The following is a 22,034-nucleotide window of genomic DNA, read 5'->3' on the forward strand; positions in this document are numbered from 1 at the left end:
AATAGATGTATTCAGAAACATGCTCGAAGTTATAACTCATAACTTTGAGCTTCAATTACAGATTTAACTTGCAATATGTGCAATCACTATTGCAAAACAATTATTGACTAAAGGATTTAAAAGATGAGTACTAGTATTAGAACATTTGAATTAGCAGATGACAATCTGTCTGCTAATGATGAGACAACTTTGACGATTGTATTTGATACAACCGTTTTAGACTTTGATATTAATGATTTACGCCTAACTGGTGTAATCATTAATGATTTTTCTACAACTGACAACGGACAAAGCTGGACTGGAACAGTGACAGCTGTACCTGACTATAACGGACCTGCTCAAATAAGAATAAGAGCTAATAACTATCTTAATGGCGAGACTCTTGAAGAAGGTAACCGGTTTGATTTAGATTTCAATGTCGATACCACGCCGCCATTAGAGCCAGTTATTGGGTTACCTGATCCGTCTGGACCAAATGGCGAGTACAATATTGAAGATGCTAATCCAGATGGTACGGTAACAGCGACCATAACGCTACCAACCTCAGACAATGAGTTTGAAACTACCAAACCTGGTGATATTTTAGTGGTTAATGGTACTGAGTACGAAATCACTCAAGATATGATTGATAATGGGTTTGAGGTAGATGTTGAACCCGGACAACCAGTTATAGCTTCTATTACTGACGCAGCTGGTAATATTGGTACTGCCACCGATGTACCCGTAGCAGATGCAGATCTAGATGCTCCAGTTCCTACTATTACTATTAATGTAATAGCAGGCGATGACGTCGTCAATGACAGTGAGGCTCAAGGTGTCATTGACATTTCAGGCGTAGTTGCTGGAGAATTCAGCGAAGGTAATACAGTTACCATTAGTATTAACGGCAATGAATACACTGGTAATGTTGATGCCTTTGGAGTTTATAGTATTCCGGTACAAGGTATGGATCTTGCGGCCGGTTCTAGTATATCCGCGACTGTAACTACTGTAGATGCGGCAGGTAATACAGGTAGTGCTGAAGCTACTCGTGATTATACGACGAGTATGAACCCTCCAGAGCTTGATATTACTATTGATGTTATTACCGATGACAATACGATTAATTTTAATGAATCTCAAGAAGACATCTCAGTAACTGGTACTGTAACTGGAGATTTCAATGAAGGTGATATCGTATCACTTAATATTAATAATGGTGTCTATTCAGGCGAGGTTGCGGTAGATGGTAGCTACAGCATCATTGTACCAGGAAGTGCATTAGCGGCTGATGCTGACACCAATGTTACTGCATCGGTAACCACTACAGATGCTGCGGGTAACTCAAACACAGCGACCGCAGATCGTGCATATAGTGTTGATACAACGGCACCAGATGCGCCTGCCATTAGCTTTGAAGACCCAGGTACGGATGGTATCTATAACGCTGAAGAAGTAGGTCCAGATGGTACAGTGACAGCAACGGTTACCGTTCCTGCAGGTACTGAGATTGATGATGTATTGACTATCAATGGCACAGACTATCCAGTTACTCAAGACATCCTAGACAACGGTCAAGATATTGAAGTGACTCCAGGTGCTGATGTCGTTGCTAACGTGACTGATATCGCTGGTAACCCAGGTCCTGATGCGACCAGTACAGCACCTGCTGCTGATACGGAAGGCCCAACGGATCAAACCACAACACTGGTTATTGATGACATCACTGAAGATAACGTTATTAATGCCGCTGAAGCTGGTGCGTCAGTGACCGTAACAGGTACCGTTGGTGGTGAATTCAGTGAAGGCGATGAAGTAACGCTTACTGTGAATGACACACCCTTCACCGGTACAGTTGCTGCTGATGGCAGCTTCGCAATTGACGTACCCGGTAGCGATTTAGCGGCGGATGATGATACGACTATTGACGGTCAAGTTGTGGCAACAGATGCCTCTGGTAATACCGGCACGATCACTGCCACTAAAGACTATAGTGTTGATACAACGGCACCAGATGCGCCTGCCATTAGCTTTGAAGACCCAGGTACGGATGGTATCTATAACGCTGAAGAAGTAGGTCCAGATGGTACAGTGACAGCAACGGTTACCGTTCCTGCAGGTACTGAGATTGATGATGTATTGACTATCAATGGCACAGACTATCCAGTTACTCAAGACATCCTAGACAACGGTCAAGATATTGAAGTGACTCCAGGTGCTGATGTCGTTGCTAACGTGACTGATATCGCTGGTAACCCAGGTCCTGATGCGACCAGTACAGCACCTGCTGCTGATACGGAAGGCCCAACGGATCAAACCACAACACTGGTTATTGATGACATCACTGAAGATAACGTTATTAATGCCGCTGAAGCTGGTGCGTCAGTGACCGTAACAGGTACCGTTGGTGGTGAATTCAGTGAAGGCGATGAAGTAACGCTTACTGTGAATGACACACCCTTCACCGGTACAGTTGCTGCTGATGGCAGCTTCGCAATTGACGTACCCGGTAGCGATTTAGCGGCGGATGATGATACGACTATTGACGGTCAAGTTGTGGCAACAGATGCCTCTGGTAATACCGGCACGATCACTGCCACTAAAGACTATAGTGTTGATACAACGGCACCAGATGCGCCTGCCATTAGCTTTGAAGACCCAGGTACGGATGGTATCTATAACGCTGAAGAAGTAGGTCCAGATGGTACAGTGACAGCAACGGTTACCGTTCCTGCAGGTACTGAGATTGATGATGTATTGACTATCAATGGCACAGACTATCCAGTTACTCAAGACATCCTAGACAACGGTCAAGATATTGAAGTGACTCCAGGTGCTGATGTCGTTGCTAACGTGACTGATATCGCTGGTAACCCAGGTCCTGATGCGACCAGTACAGCACCTGCTGCTGATACGGAAGGCCCAACGGATCAAACCACAACACTGGTTATTGATGACATCACTGAAGATAACGTTATTAATGCCGCTGAAGCTGGTGCGTCAGTGACCGTAACAGGTACCGTTGGTGGTGAATTCAGTGAAGGCGATGAAGTAACGCTTACTGTGAATGACACACCCTTCACCGGTACAGTTGCTGCTGATGGCAGCTTCGCAATTGACGTACCCGGTAGCGATTTAGCGGCGGATGATGATACGACTATTGACGGTCAAGTTGTGGCAACAGATGCCTCTGGTAATACCGGCACGATCACTGCCACTAAAGACTATAGTGTTGATACAACGGCACCAGATGCGCCTGCCATTAGCTTTGAAGACCCAGGTACGGATGGTATCTATAACGCTGAAGAAGTAGGTCCAGATGGTACAGTGACAGCAACGGTTACCGTTCCTGCAGGTACTGAGATTGATGATGTATTGACTATCAATGGCACAGACTATCCAGTTACTCAAGACATCCTAGACAACGGTCAAGATATTGAAGTGACTCCAGGTGCTGATGTCGTTGCTAACGTGACTGATATCGCTGGTAACCCAGGTCCTGATGCGACCAGTACAGCACCTGCTGCTGATACGGAAGGCCCAACGGATCAAACCACAACACTGGTTATTGATGACATCACTGAAGATAACGTTATTAATGCCGCTGAAGCTGGTGCGTCAGTGACCGTAACAGGTACCGTTGGTGGTGAATTCAGTGAAGGCGATGAAGTAACGCTTACTGTGAATGACACACCCTTCACCGGTACAGTTGCTGCTGATGGCAGCTTCGCAATTGACGTACCCGGTAGCGATTTAGCGGCGGATGATGATACGACTATTGACGGTCAAGTTGTGGCAACAGATGCCTCTGGTAATACCGGCACGATCACTGCCACTAAAGACTATAGTGTTGATACAACGGCACCAGATGCGCCTGCCATTAGCTTTGAAGACCCAGGTACGGATGGTATCTATAACGCTGAAGAAGTAGGTCCAGATGGTACAGTGACAGCAACGGTTACCGTTCCTGCAGGTACTGAGATTGATGATGTATTGACTATCAATGGCACAGACTATCCAGTTACTCAAGACATCCTAGACAACGGTCAAGATATTGAAGTGACTCCAGGTGCTGATGTCGTTGCTAACGTGACTGATATCGCTGGTAACCCAGGTCCTGATGCGACCAGTACAGCACCTGCTGCTGATACGGAAGGCCCAACGGATCAAACCACAACACTGGTTATTGATGACATCACTGAAGATAACGTTATTAATGCCGCTGAAGCTGGTGCGTCAGTGACCGTAACAGGTACCGTTGGTGGTGAATTCAGTGAAGGCGATGAAGTAACGCTTACTGTGAATGACACACCCTTCACCGGTACAGTTGCTGCTGATGGCAGCTTCGCAATTGACGTACCCGGTAGCGATTTAGCGGCGGATGATGATACGACTATTGACGGTCAAGTTGTGGCAACAGATGCCTCTGGTAATACCGGCACGATCACTGCCACTAAAGACTATAGTGTTGATACAACGGCACCAGATGCGCCTGCCATTAGCTTTGAAGACCCAGGTACGGATGGTATCTATAACGCTGAAGAAGTAGGTCCAGATGGTACAGTGACAGCAACGGTTACCGTTCCTGCAGGTACTGAGATTGATGATGTATTGACTATCAATGGCACAGACTATCCAGTTACTCAAGACATCCTAGACAACGGTCAAGATATTGAAGTGACTCCAGGTGCTGATGTCGTTGCTAACGTGACTGATATCGCTGGTAACCCAGGTCCTGATGCGACCAGTACAGCACCTGCTGCTGATACGGAAGGCCCAACGGATCAAACCACAACACTGGTTATTGATGACATCACTGAAGATAACGTTATTAATGCCGCTGAAGCTGGTGCGTCAGTGACCGTAACAGGTACCGTTGGTGGTGAATTCAGTGAAGGCGATGAAGTAACGCTTACTGTGAATGACACACCCTTCACCGGTACAGTTGCTGCTGATGGCAGCTTCGCAATTGACGTACCCGGTAGCGATTTAGCGGCGGATGATGATACGACTATTGACGGTCAAGTTGTGGCAACAGATGCCTCTGGTAATACCGGCACGATCACTGCCACTAAAGACTATAGTGTTGATACAACGGCACCAGATGCACAAATTGCGGTAAATGACATCACTGATGACAACATTATTAATGCTGATGAGTCAGAACAAGATGTCCCAGTAACGGGTACGGTAAGTGGCGAGTATAAAGAAGGAGATACAGTTACCGTCACTGCTAATGGTAATAACTTCACCGGCACCGTTGCCGCTGATGGCAGCTTCACCATTGACGTACCAGGTAGTGATTTAGCAGCAGATCCTGATACCACCCTTGATGTGGTGGTTGATGCCACTGATCCTGCTGGTAACACAGCACCTATCAGTGCTACTAAAGACTACGGAGTCGATACTAGTGTATCAGCGCCTACGGTGGTAATTACTGAAGATACCAATAATGATGGTATTGTGAGTTATCTTGAAAATGCGACTGATACAACAGATGATGAAGGCAATATTAACTATACTGTCACGGTTGGTCCTGATGCTGAGGTGGGTAATATATTAACGGTGAACGGTCAAGAGATAGTCATTACTCAAGACATTATTGATAATGGTTATAATGATAGCATTGTACCTGTAGATGGTGCACAAATCGAAGTGACAGCTACTGTTACTGATGCAGCGGGCAATACTTCAACTGTGGCTCAGGATAGTGCCTTAGTTGACTTGACTATACCAGATGCAGCGCCTATCTTCTTATGGCATTTAGGGTATAACCTGAATGATACTCAAGGTCCTTCAGATCAACGTGGTAAATCAGGCGGTAAGTATGGCACTGATGTTAACTATGAAACAGGTATCTTAAACGACTTCATCTATATTGGTTACGATGGCTTTAATAGTAATGGCAGCTTAATCAAATCTTGCTGGGATGGCGACTTTGAGCGTGATTGTGGGGACGGTGACGTTGTTTGGAAAATGGAAACGTATGCAGGTAACGATTTTGTCCAGATACGTGAAGACCAAAACGCTTATACTGTAGCAGCACTCGGTAGTGGAAATGATACTTACTATGTCCAAGGTGCATTAGATTCTAACTTACATAGCGCCCAAACAGACTCCAGAGCACGTAGCTATATCTTTACAGAAACCGGTGATGATACCGTCGTCGTCGGTGGTAATGGTAATGGCAAAGTTACTGGATGGGGTATCGACGGTGGTCGTATCTTTACTGGTAGCGGTAGTGATAACGTTACAGTGTATGGTGAGATGGACGATGGCGGCGTTATTGATTTAGGCTCTGGTCGTACCGAATACGTGACGGATAATGAGGTAGCTTCAGCCAGCACTGTAGATGCCGCAGGCGATGTAAATAATCTAACTATTACCCATAACCTTGGTGATTGTGCCTCTTATGACTTCGGTTATGTCTTTGGCGGTCTAGGCGATGATAATGTCAAGGTCGGTACTAATGTCCTCGGAAGTAGTATTATAGATCTTGGTGATGGATCTAATTCTGTCACTATTGGCTGCGATATAACTGATAAAGCCCAAGTATTAACAGGTAGTGGTGTTGACACCATCACAGTTAGACATATGGGTGATAATAGTTTGATAGATACGGGTGCAGGTGATGACTCGGTAACTATTAAAGGCTCAATGATTTATAGTTCTAAAGTCAACTTAGGGGACGGTAACGATAGTCTTTCTGTTCACACCATGAAACACCACTCGCAAATTGATGCGGGTACTGGAGATGACACGGTCACATTCTCAGGTGGTAGATTAATGGGTACTATTAATGGTGGTGAAGGTGATGATACCTTAGTACTTACCTATGACTATGATAATAGTTTAATTAATCGTTGGTACCATGAAACTAATGTATCGACTGATGATATCAGTGGCTTTGAAACTATTCAATTAAATGGTCGCAATGCTCTTGATGTACGATTTGAGGATCTACTCCAAGACACCGATCGTGATGGAGCGCTTTATGTTCAAGGTACGAGTGCAAGTAAGGTAGATCTTGGCTCAACAAACTGGAATAGCGATGGTGCAAGCCGTGCTAAGTTTGATGATGCGACTACTGATGGTACTTGGAGCAAAGCATCAAGTACGGTAGTAGATGGTATTAATTATGATGTTTATCATAATTCAGCCGCTTCTGATAACTCGCATGACGTATACATTGAACAAGGTATCGTTGTTATCTAAAGTTAGTCAGCTAGCGTGTTTATAAAGAATACGCACGCTTAAGATCAACAAATAATACAACTACCTGAAAACATAACTTTTAGAAAACACCTCTAGTTCAAACTAGGGGTGTTTTTTTATGACGTGTTGCGTTAAGCTTCAGCAGTGCTTAATAAGTCGTCATTGACAACCTTTAAATGACCGGATAATTCAATGAACCCTAAATTTTCTAATGAATCATGTTCTATGTCACTGATTATACTATTATGTTAAAAATCGCTTTTTCGCCAATCTATCTATATGACGTCCCCGAAAAACACCGTTTTCCGATGCAAAAGTATCGACTTATTCCAGAGCGACTATTACAGGAGGGCACAGTAACCGAGGATAATTTCTTTGCGCCAAATATAGCCACTGAGGAAGAAATTTTAAGCACACATACCAAAGAGTACTGGCACAAACTAAAAACACAGACTTTATCTCGTAAAGAGGCGCGCGCAATTGGTTTTGAAATGACAGCAAATCTAGTAGAGCGGGGCAGGTATATTGCTCATGCGACCTATGAGTGTGCCTTATATGCCAAACAGTATGGCGTATCGCTTAATGTAGCAGGGGGCACGCATCATGCCTTTGCAGATCATGGGGAGGGATTTTGTGTGTTTAACGATGTCTGTATCGCAAGCAATTTATTACTCAATAGAGGTGAGGCAAATCGGATACTCATCGTAGACTTAGATGTTCATCAGGGAAATGGCAATGCCAGTATTATGGCGGATGAATCAAGAGTTTTTGTGTTTAGTATGCACGGTGAGAAGAACTATCCCTTTCGCAAACCTCCTTCTGACTTAGATATTGATCTGGCTAGCGGAACCGATGACGATACTTATCTTGCAAAATTAATGGAAACGTTGCCTAAGCTTATAACAGACCATCAGCCAGATTTGATATTTTATCAATCAGCAGTCGATGTATTGGGGACGGATAAACTAGGCAAATTAGCACTCAGTTTAGAAGGATGCAAAAATCGGGACAAGTTTGTGCTTAGTCAGGCTAAGAAATACAATATCCCGATTGCCACCGTAATGGGCGGGGGCTACTCTGAAGATATTAAAGATGTCGTGGAAGCGCACTGTAATACCTTTAGGCTAGCAAAGCAGATTTATTTTAAAGACTGATTATTTCGAACCATTGTATTGTAAAACAAACAGGTTAAGGCTTATCACACGACTTATCATATTAAAAACAACGACAGGCTATATAGTTCGCACTCTATTTTTAATAGCCTAATAAACTCTAGCATAGATTAGTCGTTCTCAATATTGACCTCTTAAGAAAAGCTAGGCTTTTCAACAACACTATATTTATCAATTGGAAGGAGAACAATAAAACGGGTACGTCCATTGTAAGTATCTGTTCGTATCAGGCCGTTATGAGCCTCAACGATCTGTGCCACTAAGGATAGACCAAGCCCAGAGCCTTTTTTCTGTTGTTGCAAGCGTACAAAGGGACTAAATATCTCGACACGTTTGTCCAGTGGGATGCCTTTACCATGATCAATAACAGCGAGTACAGCATAGTTGGGTTTGACAACTGGGTCTGCTTTAGGACGACGTAAGCGTTTACCAAAGCCGCCTTCATTTACTTTAGTAATGTCTTCTTTAGTTTTCTTATCATTTTTTGATCCCTTGTGCTGAGCTTTTGTTTTGTCAGAACTATTATGGTGTGACTTATGTGCTATTAAGGTAGGAGTAGAGGATGACTGAATAGATTCATTTTGGCGATTGCCAGTCTTATTAGCATAAGAGTGACTCTCAGTAGTCTCTAAGTCGTTGTTTATTTCTGAATGACCGTGAGTTGCAATCGACGTATTTTTGCTTAAAACCGCTTGCTCAGACGTATTCTTTAAGGATGAATTGGCAAGTGTATCATCCTGATGTTCAGAGGGTAATTCTTCAGGGTTATTGCTATTCTCATTCTCTTGAGACTCAGACTCAATAGACTGAGCTGAAGATGCAGCTGAAATCTCCTCTAACAATGGTTTAGGCGGATAAAGCGCATCTTGTTGCTTAACCACTCCGTACACATGCACTTCTATTGGAGAGATACCATGAATCAGAGCGTTATTGAGTAAGTTTCGAATAAGGTGAGTGAGTAGCTTTGGTTGACCTTCAATAATCAAAGATTGGCCGTATAACGTTGCTTCTGAATAATGCTGACACTCTTGACTGACCAAATCATAAAAGTCAAGCTTCTCATTATTTTGGGCAGCATGTCCTGCATCAAGACGGCTTACTAAAAGAATGCTCTCTACTAAGTCATTAAGACCCACTAAATCACGATTGACCGCTTGCGCTCTTTTTTTGAATTTGGCTTGCGTATCAGGTGACAGCTCACTAGCGAGCATATCCATCATCTCTATTTGTAGCCTAATACGGGTAATTGGCGTACGCAGCTCATGAGAGGCATGCGCTAACAATAACTTGTTGGCATTAATAAGTTGTTCAATTTTTTGCGCCGCTTGGTTAAACCCTCTTGCCAAACTCGCAATCTCATCAGTTCCTTTAGCGGGCACACGGACGCTAAAGTTACCCTCACCAAGCTCCTCCATTTGTTTGCTCATCTGGTTGAGACGCCATGTCATCGAGCGCGCAATCCACCAAAGTACTAATGACATTAATGCAACGAGCACTATTGTACCGGTAAACCAGTTAAGCACAGCCCAAAGCTCTGAGCGTTGTGGCGGGTTGCGTGGTTCATATAACAGGGTATAACCTCGATCACTCATCACAGTCACGTTGACTGTATCCGATGAAAAAAAGGCCGGCAAAACTCGAGAGAAAAAAGAAGGATCTTCAGGTAGGGTTTTGGGTAAATCGCTATCGTCAGTTTGAATCAGTAAGTTACCTTGACGGTCATATAGCCCCATTTTGGCTTCTAATGATTCATCCAAAATATCAAAGCTTTTTTTGATAACGGCAAGCATAAAACGTGCTTGTAGTAGCTCATTCATCGTCGTTGCATTATCGAGCTCATCGACAAAAGGATCTACCTGACTGATAATTTGCTTAGCTAATACCTCCCAACGTGCATCAACCGAATTATTATGTACCAAATTCATTAAGGTGACCATGGCAATAGCAAATAAAACCAGTGTCAACATGACACTGGCAAATAGTTTGCTAAAGACGGAGGTAAAGCCAAATCGAGACGGTCGAGACATAAGCGTATCTAATATAATGTAGGCATAATAGGTTGAACTTGGTTAATAGACCCAGGTTAGTTGTTACCTAAACTTGATCGGTAGCAAATTGATAGCCCACTCCACGCACAGTAATAATACGTTTAGGTTGACGAGGATTATCTTCGATTAAGGCTCTTAAACGTGAAATATGCACATCAATTGCCCGGTCAATATTATCTGAGCTATCATCATTCGGCATGGCCTGCCATAACTGTTCACGATTCAACACTTTACCCGCATGAGTGGCAAAATAATGCAATAGTTGAAATTGGTGAGTAGTCAAGCGTACAGGCTTGTCATCAATAGTCACCTCATGACTGTCTGGGAATACACTTAAACGACCAAAGGTAAGACTGTCAGATTGACCATCGGCCTGATTAGGCTGTTCATGGCGACGCAATACTGCGCGAATACGTGCTAGTAACTCTCGAGGCTCAAAAGGCTTGGCAATGTAGTCATCTGCTCCCATCTCTAAGCCTAATACACGATCCGTGGTATCACCTTTTGCCGTTAGCATGACAATGGGTACTTTATTGGTTTGACTATTTTTGCTACCTCTAATTTTTTGGCACACTTGCATGCCATCCATATCAGGGAGCATTAAATCTAAAATAATAAGATCTATAGCACGTTCTTTAGTATCAAGGATGTCTAGTCCTTCTTGACCTGTCGAGGCATGGTGAACTTCATAGTAGTTCATGGTTAAATAATCACTGATCAGTTCAGCTAAATCAGGGTCATCTTCAATTAATAAAATTTGCTTACTCATATCTGTCCTTAATTAATAATTTTGTGGGAAGTGATTCGTTATATCTTTAATTAGGTAATAGTTTATATAGGTAATAAATAGTTAATATAATTACTGCGATCATTACTAAAATTAGTTCATTAATTAAAACATCAATTTTAAATCAATGAGTCGTTATTTACGTTATTATATCCATAATGCCAAATCACTACCTATCTTAACCATTCACATTTTGTTACTTTTGTTCGCGAATGTTACTAAGGCGCCATGTTTCGCTTAAATAGTCAAAATAAATGGTTAATGCCAATAAAATGGTTAATGCTAGTCATTAGTAATATAGGTAAAAACTATAAAAAATGAGCTTATAAGGTCAAACTATACTACTAAAAGACGATGAGAGTATAAAATTGGTAGTAAAGACTGTTAAATTATGCTAAAAAAGATATCAATAATAGTATTATTAATATTTTAGAGTTTGTAAAATATATAGATAAATTATCTAAGAAGAAAAGCTTCAATCTTAACATCAAAATCATAATTTAAAGATGCGCAAAACGCTTAAGAAAATTTAAGATTAAAAAGCGTTTCGTTATAGATTTTATATTATAAAATGATTAGCGTAATAGGTTCGAAAGATAACACTATACGATATAGGGTAACCATAATAGAGTAAGACAAATAGGGTAACAATAATGGATATTAGTTTTGAAGGTTTAAAGGTCATGGTAATTGATGACTCTAAAACCATTCGCCGTACGGCAGAGATGTTGCTACAAAGAGTTGGGTGTGAGGTTGTCACCGCAGTAGATGGGTTTGAAGCTTTGGCTAAAATTGCTGATTATAAGCCGGATATTATCTTTATTGATGTGATGATGCCTCGCTTAGATGGCTATCAAACCTGTGCCATTGTAAAAAATAATAAAGAGTTTGCTGACACACCTGTCATCATGTTGTCCTCAAAAGACGGTTTATTTGATAAAGCAAGAGGCCGTATTGTTGGGGCAGATGAATACTTAACCAAACCCTTTAGTAAAGATGAGTTATATGATGCCATTCGTCAACATCATAAGGCCGCATAGAGCCTAGTTAAGCCGCTCTTTATACTCAAATCTTTATTATCTATAAATATCACAAAGAGACGTCAAATAATGAGTAGTGAGATGACAATGTATAAGGTTTTAGTGGTTGAAGACTCGCAGTCTGAAATGGCACGTTTTAAGGATATGCTGATCAAAGGTGATTTTGAAGTGATAGAAGCGACCAATGGTCATCAAGGCGTCGAAATGGCAACAACCCATCTACCCGACGTTATTTTAATGGACATTGTTATGCCAGAAATGAATGGATTTCAGGCCACTCGCAAAATATCTCGTAATGAGACGACGCGTCATATACCGATTGTAATGATTAGTACCAAAAATCAAGAAACCGATAAAGTATGGGGTAAACGGCAAGGTGCACAAGCGTATTTGACCAAGCCTGTTTATGAAGCAGAGTTATTGAGTACGATTCAATCAGTAATAGGATAATCATTGTGGCTTTAAAGGGATTTATCGAATTACTTAGATTAGAGCGTCTTGCAGAGTCACGTAAAGCTGAACGTCAAAATAATCAGCAGCAGCAGTGGCAAGGCGTGGCATTTGAAGTCGCGGGTCAACGCTTCGTTTCCCCTATCGGTGAAATTACGCAGGTCATTGCTATTCCTGAAACATTAACGCCCGTGCCGTTATCAAAGCCTTGGTTAATGGGTATTGCAAATGTTCGAGGGCAGCTCCTGCCGTTAGTTGATCTTTATAAATTTCTGAACCTAAACAGTCAAAATCAGCCTTATAAAAAGGGCAGTTTATTACGACATAAGGTGCTGGTGATTAAACAGCAGGGTGTGTGGGTTGGACTGTTAGTAGATGCAGTTTCGCACATCAAAAAGTTCTCACCTGATCAGTATATTGCCAAAAGCTTACCCACTAGCTCCCCTTTTCTGCCTTATAACCATGGACAGTTTATTGAAAATGAGCAGCAGTGGCCTGTATTTATGCCTAGCCTCCTTATTCAGGATCCTAGATTTTTAGAGGCTTCGATTTGATAATGAGTCTCATCAATTCTAAAATTATACTGATTTGATCGATATAAATGCCATTAGTGAAATAAACCGAATAAACATTACATTTTAACCACCCCTATTAGTTGAACCTACGCTGGATAATGCGTTGATAAAAGCTTACTTTAAGGACAGCCCGAATGAAAGATGTAGCCAAAATGTCTGCGAGCATGAACACTCCCTCTCGAAACAACAGCTCATTGTCTCATCCAGATGGTGATCGCAAAAAATGGATTTATGCCTTGGTAGGCTTTGGTATATTGGGCTTATTAAGCCTACTATTCCTGTTTATGAACTTGAGCAAGGTGACAGGGTATGTGGGTAGCGTCAATCAACTAGAGGTTTCATCAAGCAATTTAGCACGCCATGTCAATGAAGCTGTGTTTGTCAGCGATGAGCAACATCAAAATCAGGCAAAACAGTTATTAGCAAAGGATTTAGAAAGCTATCAAACGCTCTTAACAGAAGCACAGACCTATAGTCTGGCCGATGAACAGTTGTATCAAAGTCTCACCGCTCAATGGAATGCGATAGAGCCAGATGTACAGTCAATTATTAATACTAAAGCTGACGCTCAACCTAATGAGGGGTCCAATGAAGAGACAGCTGAGCAGCTTCCTGACTTGCAACAAAAAGCCATTGCAATTAGTGATTTTGTCGCTCAAACCCAAGATCGTCTACAGCAGGTAGATCGAGATATCATATCGCGTACAGGGATAATCTTTCCAGCACTGCTATTTCTTTTAAGTCTATTGGGTGCCGCTTATGCGCTTTATCGTCAATATCAAACGGCCAATGTTACCCAGCGACTGCTCATTGAAAAAGAAAAGATGCGTCAACGAGATGAGATGGATGCGCAGTTCGAGCGAGCCCGTGCTGTTGAAGAGGAAAATCAGAAAAACCAACAAGCTATTTTACGGTTATTAGATGAGTTAGAAGATTTGGCAGATGGTGATTTGACAACCAATGCTACGGTTACAGAAGACATCACAGGTGCGATTGCAGACTCCGTTAACTATGCCATCGATCAATTACGTCAATTGGTGCAAGCTATTAACAGTACAGCGGTAAGTGTTGCACAATCCTCTGAAAAAACTCAGTTGACCGCGACAGAGTTGGCTGAGGCCTCTGAGCAACAATCGAAGAAGATTGTCGATGTCTCTTCAGCTATTAATCAGATGGTAAATTCTATTGAGCAGGTATCATTAAGTGCTTATGAGTCGTCTACGGTTGCTGAGCGTTCGGTAGGTATTGCGCATAATGGGGCACAGGTCGTGCAGCGTTCAATAGATGGCATGAATACTATTCGTGAACAAATTCAAGAAACCTCAAAGCGTATCAAACGACTGGGCGAATCATCGCAAGAGATTGGCGACATTGTTGGATTGATTAATGATATCGCTGATCAAACTAACGTATTGGCATTAAATGCTGCTATTCAAGCTTCAATGGCTGGTGAAGCGGGATGGGGCTTTGCGGTTGTTGCGGATGAAGTTCAACGTCTAGCAGAACGATCTGCCAATGCTACCAAACAAATCGAAACCTTAGTCAGAACCATTCAAGCAGATACCAATGAGGCTGTGAGATCTATGGAATCCACCACGACCGAAGTGGTGCAAGGTGCTCGTTTAGCAGCAGATGCTGGCGAGGCATTGAAAGAGGTGCAAACGGTATCGAACAATTTAGCAAACCTTATCCAGAAAATTTCAAATGAAGCACAAACTCAGGCGTCATCAGCGAGCCAAATTTCTAAAACCATGGAAGCTATTGAAGAGGTGACCTCTAAGACTACCTCAGGTACGAGGGCAACCGCACGTTCAGTAGGTCAGCTAAATGAAATGGCAGCAGCATTACAAAAATCAGTGTCTGGCTTTACATTAGAAAAAGATAATGCGCCGTTATTTAAGGATAAATAATGAGCAGTCTGACGAACCTATTTTTCACCAGTGCAGGGAAGTTCCCTATTGTTAAAGAGCGATTGCATAATTTGCATCATCAGCTTCAGCGTGAGCTGTCAGATGATATATTGCTAAGTATCTCTCAAGGATATCAGGAAGTATGTGCTGAATTAAATAAAGCCGGTTTAAATGAGTTTGCGGTATTGGCAAAGAGACTTGCAGACATTACCCTAGCAATGACTGACAAGCCCGTATTTTTTGATCAAAGCACTGACGCTTTAAATTCTGAAGCTTTAAGTACTGACATTTTAAGCGCTAAGGTCTTAAATGCCAGTGAGATATTGTTACAAGAGTTGCTAAGTTTGGCAGAGACAGACACCTATGATCAGCCCCGAATTAGCGAATATTGTCAACAATTAGAACAATTGATGATGCAGAATGAGACTGAGCCCAAGCAAATTAATGCTGAGTTCAATGAAGAGTTAAGTGACGAGTTCAATGAAGAGTTAAGTGACGAATTAAGTAACGAGTCCAATGATAAATCAGTAACGTCGCAACAAGATACTAACCCTTCTCTGCAACTACTGTATTCAAATATACAAGATAATGATATCCCAGACGATGACGAGGATTGTGACTCTGAAATAAAAGAAATTTTTGTAGAAGAAGCTCAAGAAGTGCTTGATGCGATAACAGAGCTAATGCCTCAACTTAATATCCTCTCTTCCACTAAAGAGCCATTGACGACGGTGCGTCGTGGGTTTCATACCTTGAAAGGTTCTGGTCGTATGGCAGGGGCGCATACGAGTGCTGAGCTGGCTTGGGCTATTGAGAATATGCTTAACCGAGTATTAGAAGGTACGATACAACCTACTGCTGGTATGCAGCAATTATTACAGGATATTGTGACAGGTTATCCTGCACTTATTGATATATTTGAACAAGATGGCGATTATCCAGATCAGATGAGATTATGGATGACCGCTGCTAATATATACGCTAAAAATCAGCATCCTGAATTTGATTACCTTGACGTCATTGAAAGTCAGTCGAAGACGGTAGAACACGCAAATACAGAACAGGATGTCACTGAGTTATCAAACGTCTTACAACCTGTGGTTGATGAAGATCCATCCGTCTCGCAATTAGACCAAGAGCCAGACTCGCAATTAGATCAAGAGTTAGACCAAGAGCTAGACACAGAAATAGACACTATAAGTGACGCGTCTTCTACCGAGATACCAGAATCGTCACACCCTGCAAGTGCGATAGAGTCTGACTTACTTGAAGACTTAGCCAGTGCAAATGCCAGATTGGAGCAAGTGGCGCATGATCCTGAGTTGGTTAGCTTTACAGAAGAAGCGGAGCTACAAGAGCTGTTTTTTTCTGAAGCAGGGGAGTTACTAGCTACCATTGATAAAATTATTGGTGAAATGAGTAGCGACCAATCAGAGGGTATAAACGATGAGTTGGTTCGCGCCTTCCATACCCTGCATGGCGCTGCAAGTAGTCAGTCACTCGATGCTATTAGTGACATAAGTGCGACAGTCGAGCATAGCTTAGAACAGCTTCAACAGCAAGATGGACCAATAACAGACAGCCATCTGCAACTCATTTCCCAATCAGTAGAACTGATCAAACTTTATATTACCAATCATATTAACAAGCTACAAAACAATGCCTCTAAGTCACAGTCCACACAAATGCAGCAGGACCTGAGTCTGTTGCAGCATGCTTTTGAGAGCTCCTTGAAAGAAGAGACGGAATCACAAATTGCCCAAGGCGAGGTGACTCTCAGAGTGGAAGAACTAATAGACGGTATTGATGAGCTATTAGATGCAGACTGGCAGCTCCAACAGAACCTAAGCACCTTTCAACAAACCGATGATCGACACGAGCAGTTGGTTTCATATTTCGATAAATTAAGTCAACAAGGGCAAAAACTATTATCAAGAGTCTCTGAGTCTCCTAAATTTGTTACGGTACTCAATGCGCTTATCATGACGTATCAATCGGTTTGCAATGCCCCTGATATCCTTGACAATAAGAAACTGATTGACGCATTGGTTGCCGGACAGGAGCAATTAACCGGCTTATTCGACTCCCTTGCTGGGAGTATGACTCTCAAAGTGAATGATGACGTCATTGATCAATTGCAACACTTGGTTATCAGTATTGGTAGCAGTAAAACTGCTAGCAATGATGTTATTAATGACAGTAGCACTATAAGTCATATGGATGTAGACGTTATTGAGTCATTAAGTATTCTCTCTACCCACTTTGGTACAGAAGAGGCAGAGACGCAAGATCTTGATGTTGACCACTACTCTGATCCTGCTAGACAGCAGGAAGCTTTTGGGATTACTCAGGATAAGATGCCAGCTGAAGAGTCACTATCTGATGAAAGTATGGACGTTATAGCTACTGAAGATCAGCAACTCTCTTTGCCCGTTGAGGTAATCGATATAGACGAAGAGATGTTAACGATTTTCGTTGAAGAAGCTCAAGAACTTAATGAAGACAGTAACCGTCAGTTTATAAAGTGGCATAAAGCTCCTAATAATAGGGCACCTGTTAAAGCTTTACTGCGACACCTTCATACTATTAAAGGTGGCGCCAACATGGCAGGTATCGAAAGTATTGCTGAGCTTAGCCACGAAGCTGAGACATTATATGAATATCTTGTATCAGGAAAGATTGAAGCAACGGCGTCTGGCGTTGCCGTTATGCAATCGGTACAAGATATTTTATCCAATCAAATCGAGCGGCTCGTTACAGATCGAAAGTCATTTTATGTTCCGACGGTTATTGAACAGTTGCGTGCGTTGGCCAAAGCAAAAGCGATACCGCCTGATTACCAGTTACAAGTGCCTGTAGAGCAAGCGTTAAGATCGCAGGACACTTTGATTGTAGACGAAGACGGACTGAGTAAACCAATTCAGCCGACTGATGAGACTATAGGCACTGAACAAACTGAGGCTAATGAGATTGAAGCAGTACTCGATTTAACAAAAGGCGCCGACTCAGAAGACTCAAAACTAAGCAACTGGTCAGAAGTCAGCAACTTATCAGAAGTAAGCAACAGTCAGTCAGATGCAATTAAGGCCAGTAATGTACAGTCACAAAGTGCCGTGACAGACAGTGCTGAATTAGATCTCGATGCAGCGTTGGAAAATCCGACATTGGCGATGGACAATATCAGCTCTATTGAACTTGATTTCGATAGGATGAAGTCAGAGTCTTGGGAGGGGTTGATTCCTGATCCAGATATTTTAACTATTTATTTAGAAGAAGCGGATGAGCTTTTAAATAGTATCGATAAGCATTTTAATACGTTACTAAATGCGATAAACAATAAATCGATACACAGTAACGAGGATGACATAGAGTGGGGACCTGATGATCAGACAGCGCTTTTGCAAGACTTACAGCGTGAACTGCATATGTTTAAAGGCGGTGCTCATATGGCGTATGCGTATGCTACAGCAGATGTTGCAGAAGCCTTGCAATCCGCCTATAGCAAGTTTGAAAAGCAGCATAGTCAAGTATTCACTAGTTTAACTTCGACGTCTTTGCCAATAAGCTCACTTCAGATAGCGCATAACTGGCTAAATCAAGCAGTATACCTATTACATAACGGTATTAACCCCCCGCCTGCTCAAGCTTTGATATCTACGCTTGAGACAATAGCTAAAGATCCTCAAAGCTTGAAAGAAGTACCCAATGTATCATTAACTGATTATGTAGAGGCAGTTGATCGTTATGAAGCCTGGCGTGAAGCACGTCTGGGGTTACGTGATATTAGCGAAATGCCAACGTGTATAACGACTAAAGAGCAGCCGGAAGAGCAAGTTACATTAAACAATGAGATGATACGTGTCTCAACCAGATTGATGGAGAAAATGATCAATCTATCCGGTGAATCCTCTATAAGTTGTTCGCGGATAGAGCGTAGTATGAGCGGTTTTGGTGCGACGCTTAACGAGATGGGCACGACTGTTAAACGTTTAGCAGAACAGTTACGCCGCATGGACATTGAACTTGAGGCACAAATTCGCTCACAGATTGATGACAAGAACTTAGATTTAGAACAAGGTTTTGATCCGTTAGAAATGGATCAGTATTCTGCTTTAAATCAGTTGTCAAAGTCATTGGCAGAATCTGCCTCTGATTTACTTGATATCAAAACGACTCTATACAACAAAACCCAAGATACCGAATCGCTATTGTTGCAATTATCACAATCCCAAGCGCAACTACAGCAAGGGTTGATGACCTCTAGAATGGTGCCGTTCTCACGTTTATCATCAAGGCTACAACGAACCGTCAGACAAACCGCAAATGAGCTTGGGAAATCAGTTGAGCTGGTTGTGGTTAATGAGCATGATGAGATTGATAGAACGATATTAGAGAGAATCACCTCACCGCTTGAGCATATGATTCGAAATGCGGTAGATCATGGCATTGAGTCTCCTGACGTTCGTAAACAAAAAGGCAAGCCAATCAAAGGCAAGGTCGTTATCGATATGACTCGCGAAGGTAGCGAGATTGTCATTAGACTTAAAGATGATGGTCAAGGTATTGATGTTGAGTCAGTGCGCCGTAAAGCGGTCAGTAGGGGACTCATCAGTGCGGATGATAAACTGCTGACGGACTTAGATATCGTGCAATATATTTTCCATGCAGGGCTATCTACAGCACGTAATTTAACACAAATATCGGGTCGCGGTGTCGGCATGGATGTGGTGTTAAGTGAAGTTCGTCAATTGGGGGGCAGCGTCTCAGCACACTCTGATGCAGGCCAAGGCACTGAGTTTATTCTAAGACTACCGCTGACAATTGCAGTAGCGGATGCATTGGTAGTTCGTGCCGGCGATCAGACATTTGCCATACCTTTATTGCAGATTGAACGTATTGAACGCATTGACGGACAGAGCTTGTTAGATTTTTATAATGGGAAAATAGATCCTAAACCAGGTAGCTCTCAGTCTGAAGGTGCTCAGCCGATTGAGAGCCATGCTTTTAACATTGGAGGATCGAAATATCGATTAGGATATTTAACTGAAATGTTATTGGGTATGAGGCCCGATGGCAAGTTAATAAGGACTGATTCAAGTGCGCCCGTCATTTTGATTAAAAACCCAACAGGGCAAAATTTCGCATTACATGTCGATGACATCGTTGGATCCCGTGTGGAAGTCGTGGTTAAACCTCTAAGTAGACCCTTATCAAGTATTACAGGGCTGTCAGCTGCAACGATCACGGGCGATGGCTCAGTTGTATTAATTTTAGATGCGTTGGCACTAATGAGGAACGCGCCGTCACGCGATATATCTGCCGTGTCGTCCAATACAGATACGGCTCAGAGACGAGCGATGCCGATGGCGAATAAAACGACGGTTAAGCCAAAAATATTAATTGTCGATGACTCTGTAACGGTGCGTAAGGTTACCTCTCGCATTTTAGAGCGACAAGGGTACCAGACTTATGTGGCACGTGATGGGGTAGAGGCAGTTGAGCTGTTAGAAAATATGCTACCTGATTTAATGTTACTTGATATTGAAATGCCTAGAATGGATGGGTTTGAGGTAGCGGCTCATGTACGACACAATAGTAGGTTAAGTGATCTTCCAATCGTTATGATTACTTCTCGAACGGGTGAAAAACATCGCCAGAGAGCACGACAACTCGGTGTAAATGACTATATGGGCAAGCCTTTCCAAGAAGCTGCTCTTATTAGTACTATGCAAGCACTAATAGGTCAAACATCAGGGGATAATAGTGGGTAGTAAAATAAAAGAGTTACCCTCTATACGGGTCATGGTAATCGCTGAAACGGATCAGCAACGCCACGCATTAAGTGACACTATATCTCAGTTGGGGTTTGAATTAATTGACTGTATCGCTCCTGATGCGGTTAGTGAAAAGTACCTCACAGTGCAAGCTGATCTTTGGATGGTAGACAGTGGTTTCGATGATGATAGTGAAACCGACTATGATGATGAGTTATATGAAAAGTTAGATAGATTGATTGAAAATAATAGCTTAAGTAGCACCCATCATACCGTGATTGAGTCTATACATGGCAGTGATTTAATCAGTCCTACTGCGAATAAACCACTTATGTTAGTGGGTTTTGAGCAAGCACCAAAAAGCGACGAGATCAATTTGTATGCCAAATGGCAACGCAAATTAACGCGCAAACTCGCTAGCATGCTTCAGATGCCTGAACTGATAGCAACCAATACTGAAACTGTCAAATATAGACCTTGGGACTATATAGCACTCTTAATTGTAGGACCTAATGAGATCGAAGCTGTACAACGCTTTTTAGATCATTTACCAAGTGATTTATCGATAGCTTTACTGCTTATTCAGCAAATTGAAGACGAGCAATATGCTGAATATCATCCCCATGCAATGCCTCGAGTATTAAGTCAACATAATAGCTGGCGATGTCAAGTTATTAGCTTGGCGCTCAATATGCAAGCTGGAAACTGTTATATCGTCCCTACCGATCAGAATGTCGTTTGTAATTCAACAGGTAGAGTGATTATGACTCAGATATCAAATGTTGACTTTCAGAGCAGTAATATACAACAGTTAAGAATACAGCAACTGCTCAATAACTGTACTGAGGCATTTGGTGAGCAGCTGATCAGTATTTTGTTTACGGATGTTGACAGCGACTCAACGTTAGATCTTAAAAGAGTAAAACAAAACCAAAGTCAAGTATGGCAACAGGTTAATGATGCAACGCTCCATGTCTCAAGATCTAGATCTGACTCCAAATATATCAACCTTAGTGGCCCTCCGCATATATTGGCACAACACCTTGCAAACTATGCTGAACAAAAAATTAAAAATTAAGAGGAA

9 protein-coding genes and 1 pseudogene are annotated in these 22,034 nt (G+C 42.2%); 8 read left to right on the forward strand and 2 right to left on the reverse strand.

What is annotated here, in order from left to right; genetic code table 11:
* Window positions 1–123 precede the first annotated feature (123 nt).
* Entirely contained in the window at window positions 124–7,194 is a 7,071-nt protein-coding gene (locus AC21OG_RS06205) for an Ig-like domain-containing protein (protein ID WP_491185063.1), read from the forward strand.
* A 245-nt stretch (window positions 7,195–7,439) separates the two neighbouring features.
* Window positions 7,440–8,348, forward strand: coding sequence for a histone deacetylase family protein (locus tag AC21OG_RS06210; RefSeq protein ID WP_487378340.1), 909 nt, complete (start codon window positions 7,440–7,442; stop codon window positions 8,346–8,348).
* A gap of 152 nt (window positions 8,349–8,500) precedes the next feature.
* Here the strand turns inward: AC21OG_RS06210 and AC21OG_RS06215 are convergent, their stop codons facing one another.
* Both AC21OG_RS06215 and AC21OG_RS06220 read right to left on the reverse strand, forming a co-directional pair.
* Window positions 8,501–10,393, reverse strand: coding sequence for an ATP-binding protein (locus AC21OG_RS06215; RefSeq protein ID WP_487378341.1), 1,893 nt, complete (start codon window positions 10,391–10,393; stop codon window positions 8,501–8,503).
* Between the two features lie 67 nt (window positions 10,394–10,460).
* Window positions 10,461–11,183: a response regulator transcription factor gene (locus tag AC21OG_RS06220; protein ID WP_486547930.1), complete on the reverse strand. Its 723-nt coding sequence runs from the start codon at window positions 11,181–11,183 to the stop codon at window positions 10,461–10,463.
* A 671-nt stretch (window positions 11,184–11,854) separates the two neighbouring features.
* Here AC21OG_RS06220 and pilG point away from each other — a divergent pair.
* The 6 genes and pseudogenes from pilG (at window position 11,855) to AC21OG_RS06250 (ending at window position 22,028) form a co-directional block, all read left to right on the forward strand.
* Window positions 11,855–12,241, forward strand: coding sequence for a twitching motility response regulator PilG (pilG, locus tag AC21OG_RS06225; protein WP_486547931.1), 387 nt, complete (start codon window positions 11,855–11,857; stop codon window positions 12,239–12,241).
* Between the two features lie 87 nt (window positions 12,242–12,328).
* The gene (locus AC21OG_RS06230) at window positions 12,329–12,691 is read left to right on the forward strand and encodes a response regulator (RefSeq protein ID WP_487378356.1); all 363 of its coding nucleotides are present in this window, start codon (window positions 12,329–12,331) and stop codon (window positions 12,689–12,691) included.
* Between the two features lie 5 nt (window positions 12,692–12,696).
* The gene (locus AC21OG_RS06235) at window positions 12,697–13,245 is read left to right on the forward strand and encodes a chemotaxis protein CheW (RefSeq protein WP_487378342.1); all 549 of its coding nucleotides are present in this window, start codon (window positions 12,697–12,699) and stop codon (window positions 13,243–13,245) included.
* Between the two features lie 734 nt (window positions 13,246–13,979).
* Window positions 13,980–15,176 (forward strand): annotated as a pseudogene (locus tag AC21OG_RS06240) (methyl-accepting chemotaxis protein); the annotation flags it as partial.
* Window positions 15,176–20,947: a hybrid sensor histidine kinase/response regulator gene (locus AC21OG_RS06245; protein WP_487378343.1), complete on the forward strand. Its 5,772-nt coding sequence runs from the start codon at window positions 15,176–15,178 to the stop codon at window positions 20,945–20,947. The pseudogene AC21OG_RS06240 and the gene AC21OG_RS06245, both read left to right, overlap by 1 nt.
* The gene (locus AC21OG_RS06250) at window positions 20,940–22,028 is read left to right on the forward strand and encodes a chemotaxis protein CheB (protein ID WP_487378344.1); all 1,089 of its coding nucleotides are present in this window, start codon (window positions 20,940–20,942) and stop codon (window positions 22,026–22,028) included. The genes AC21OG_RS06245 and AC21OG_RS06250 overlap by 8 nt, the downstream gene beginning before the upstream one ends.
* Window positions 22,029–22,034: the final 6 nt, after the last annotated feature.

The sequence above is a fragment of the Psychrobacter sp. CX5 genome (assembly GCF_057621535.2).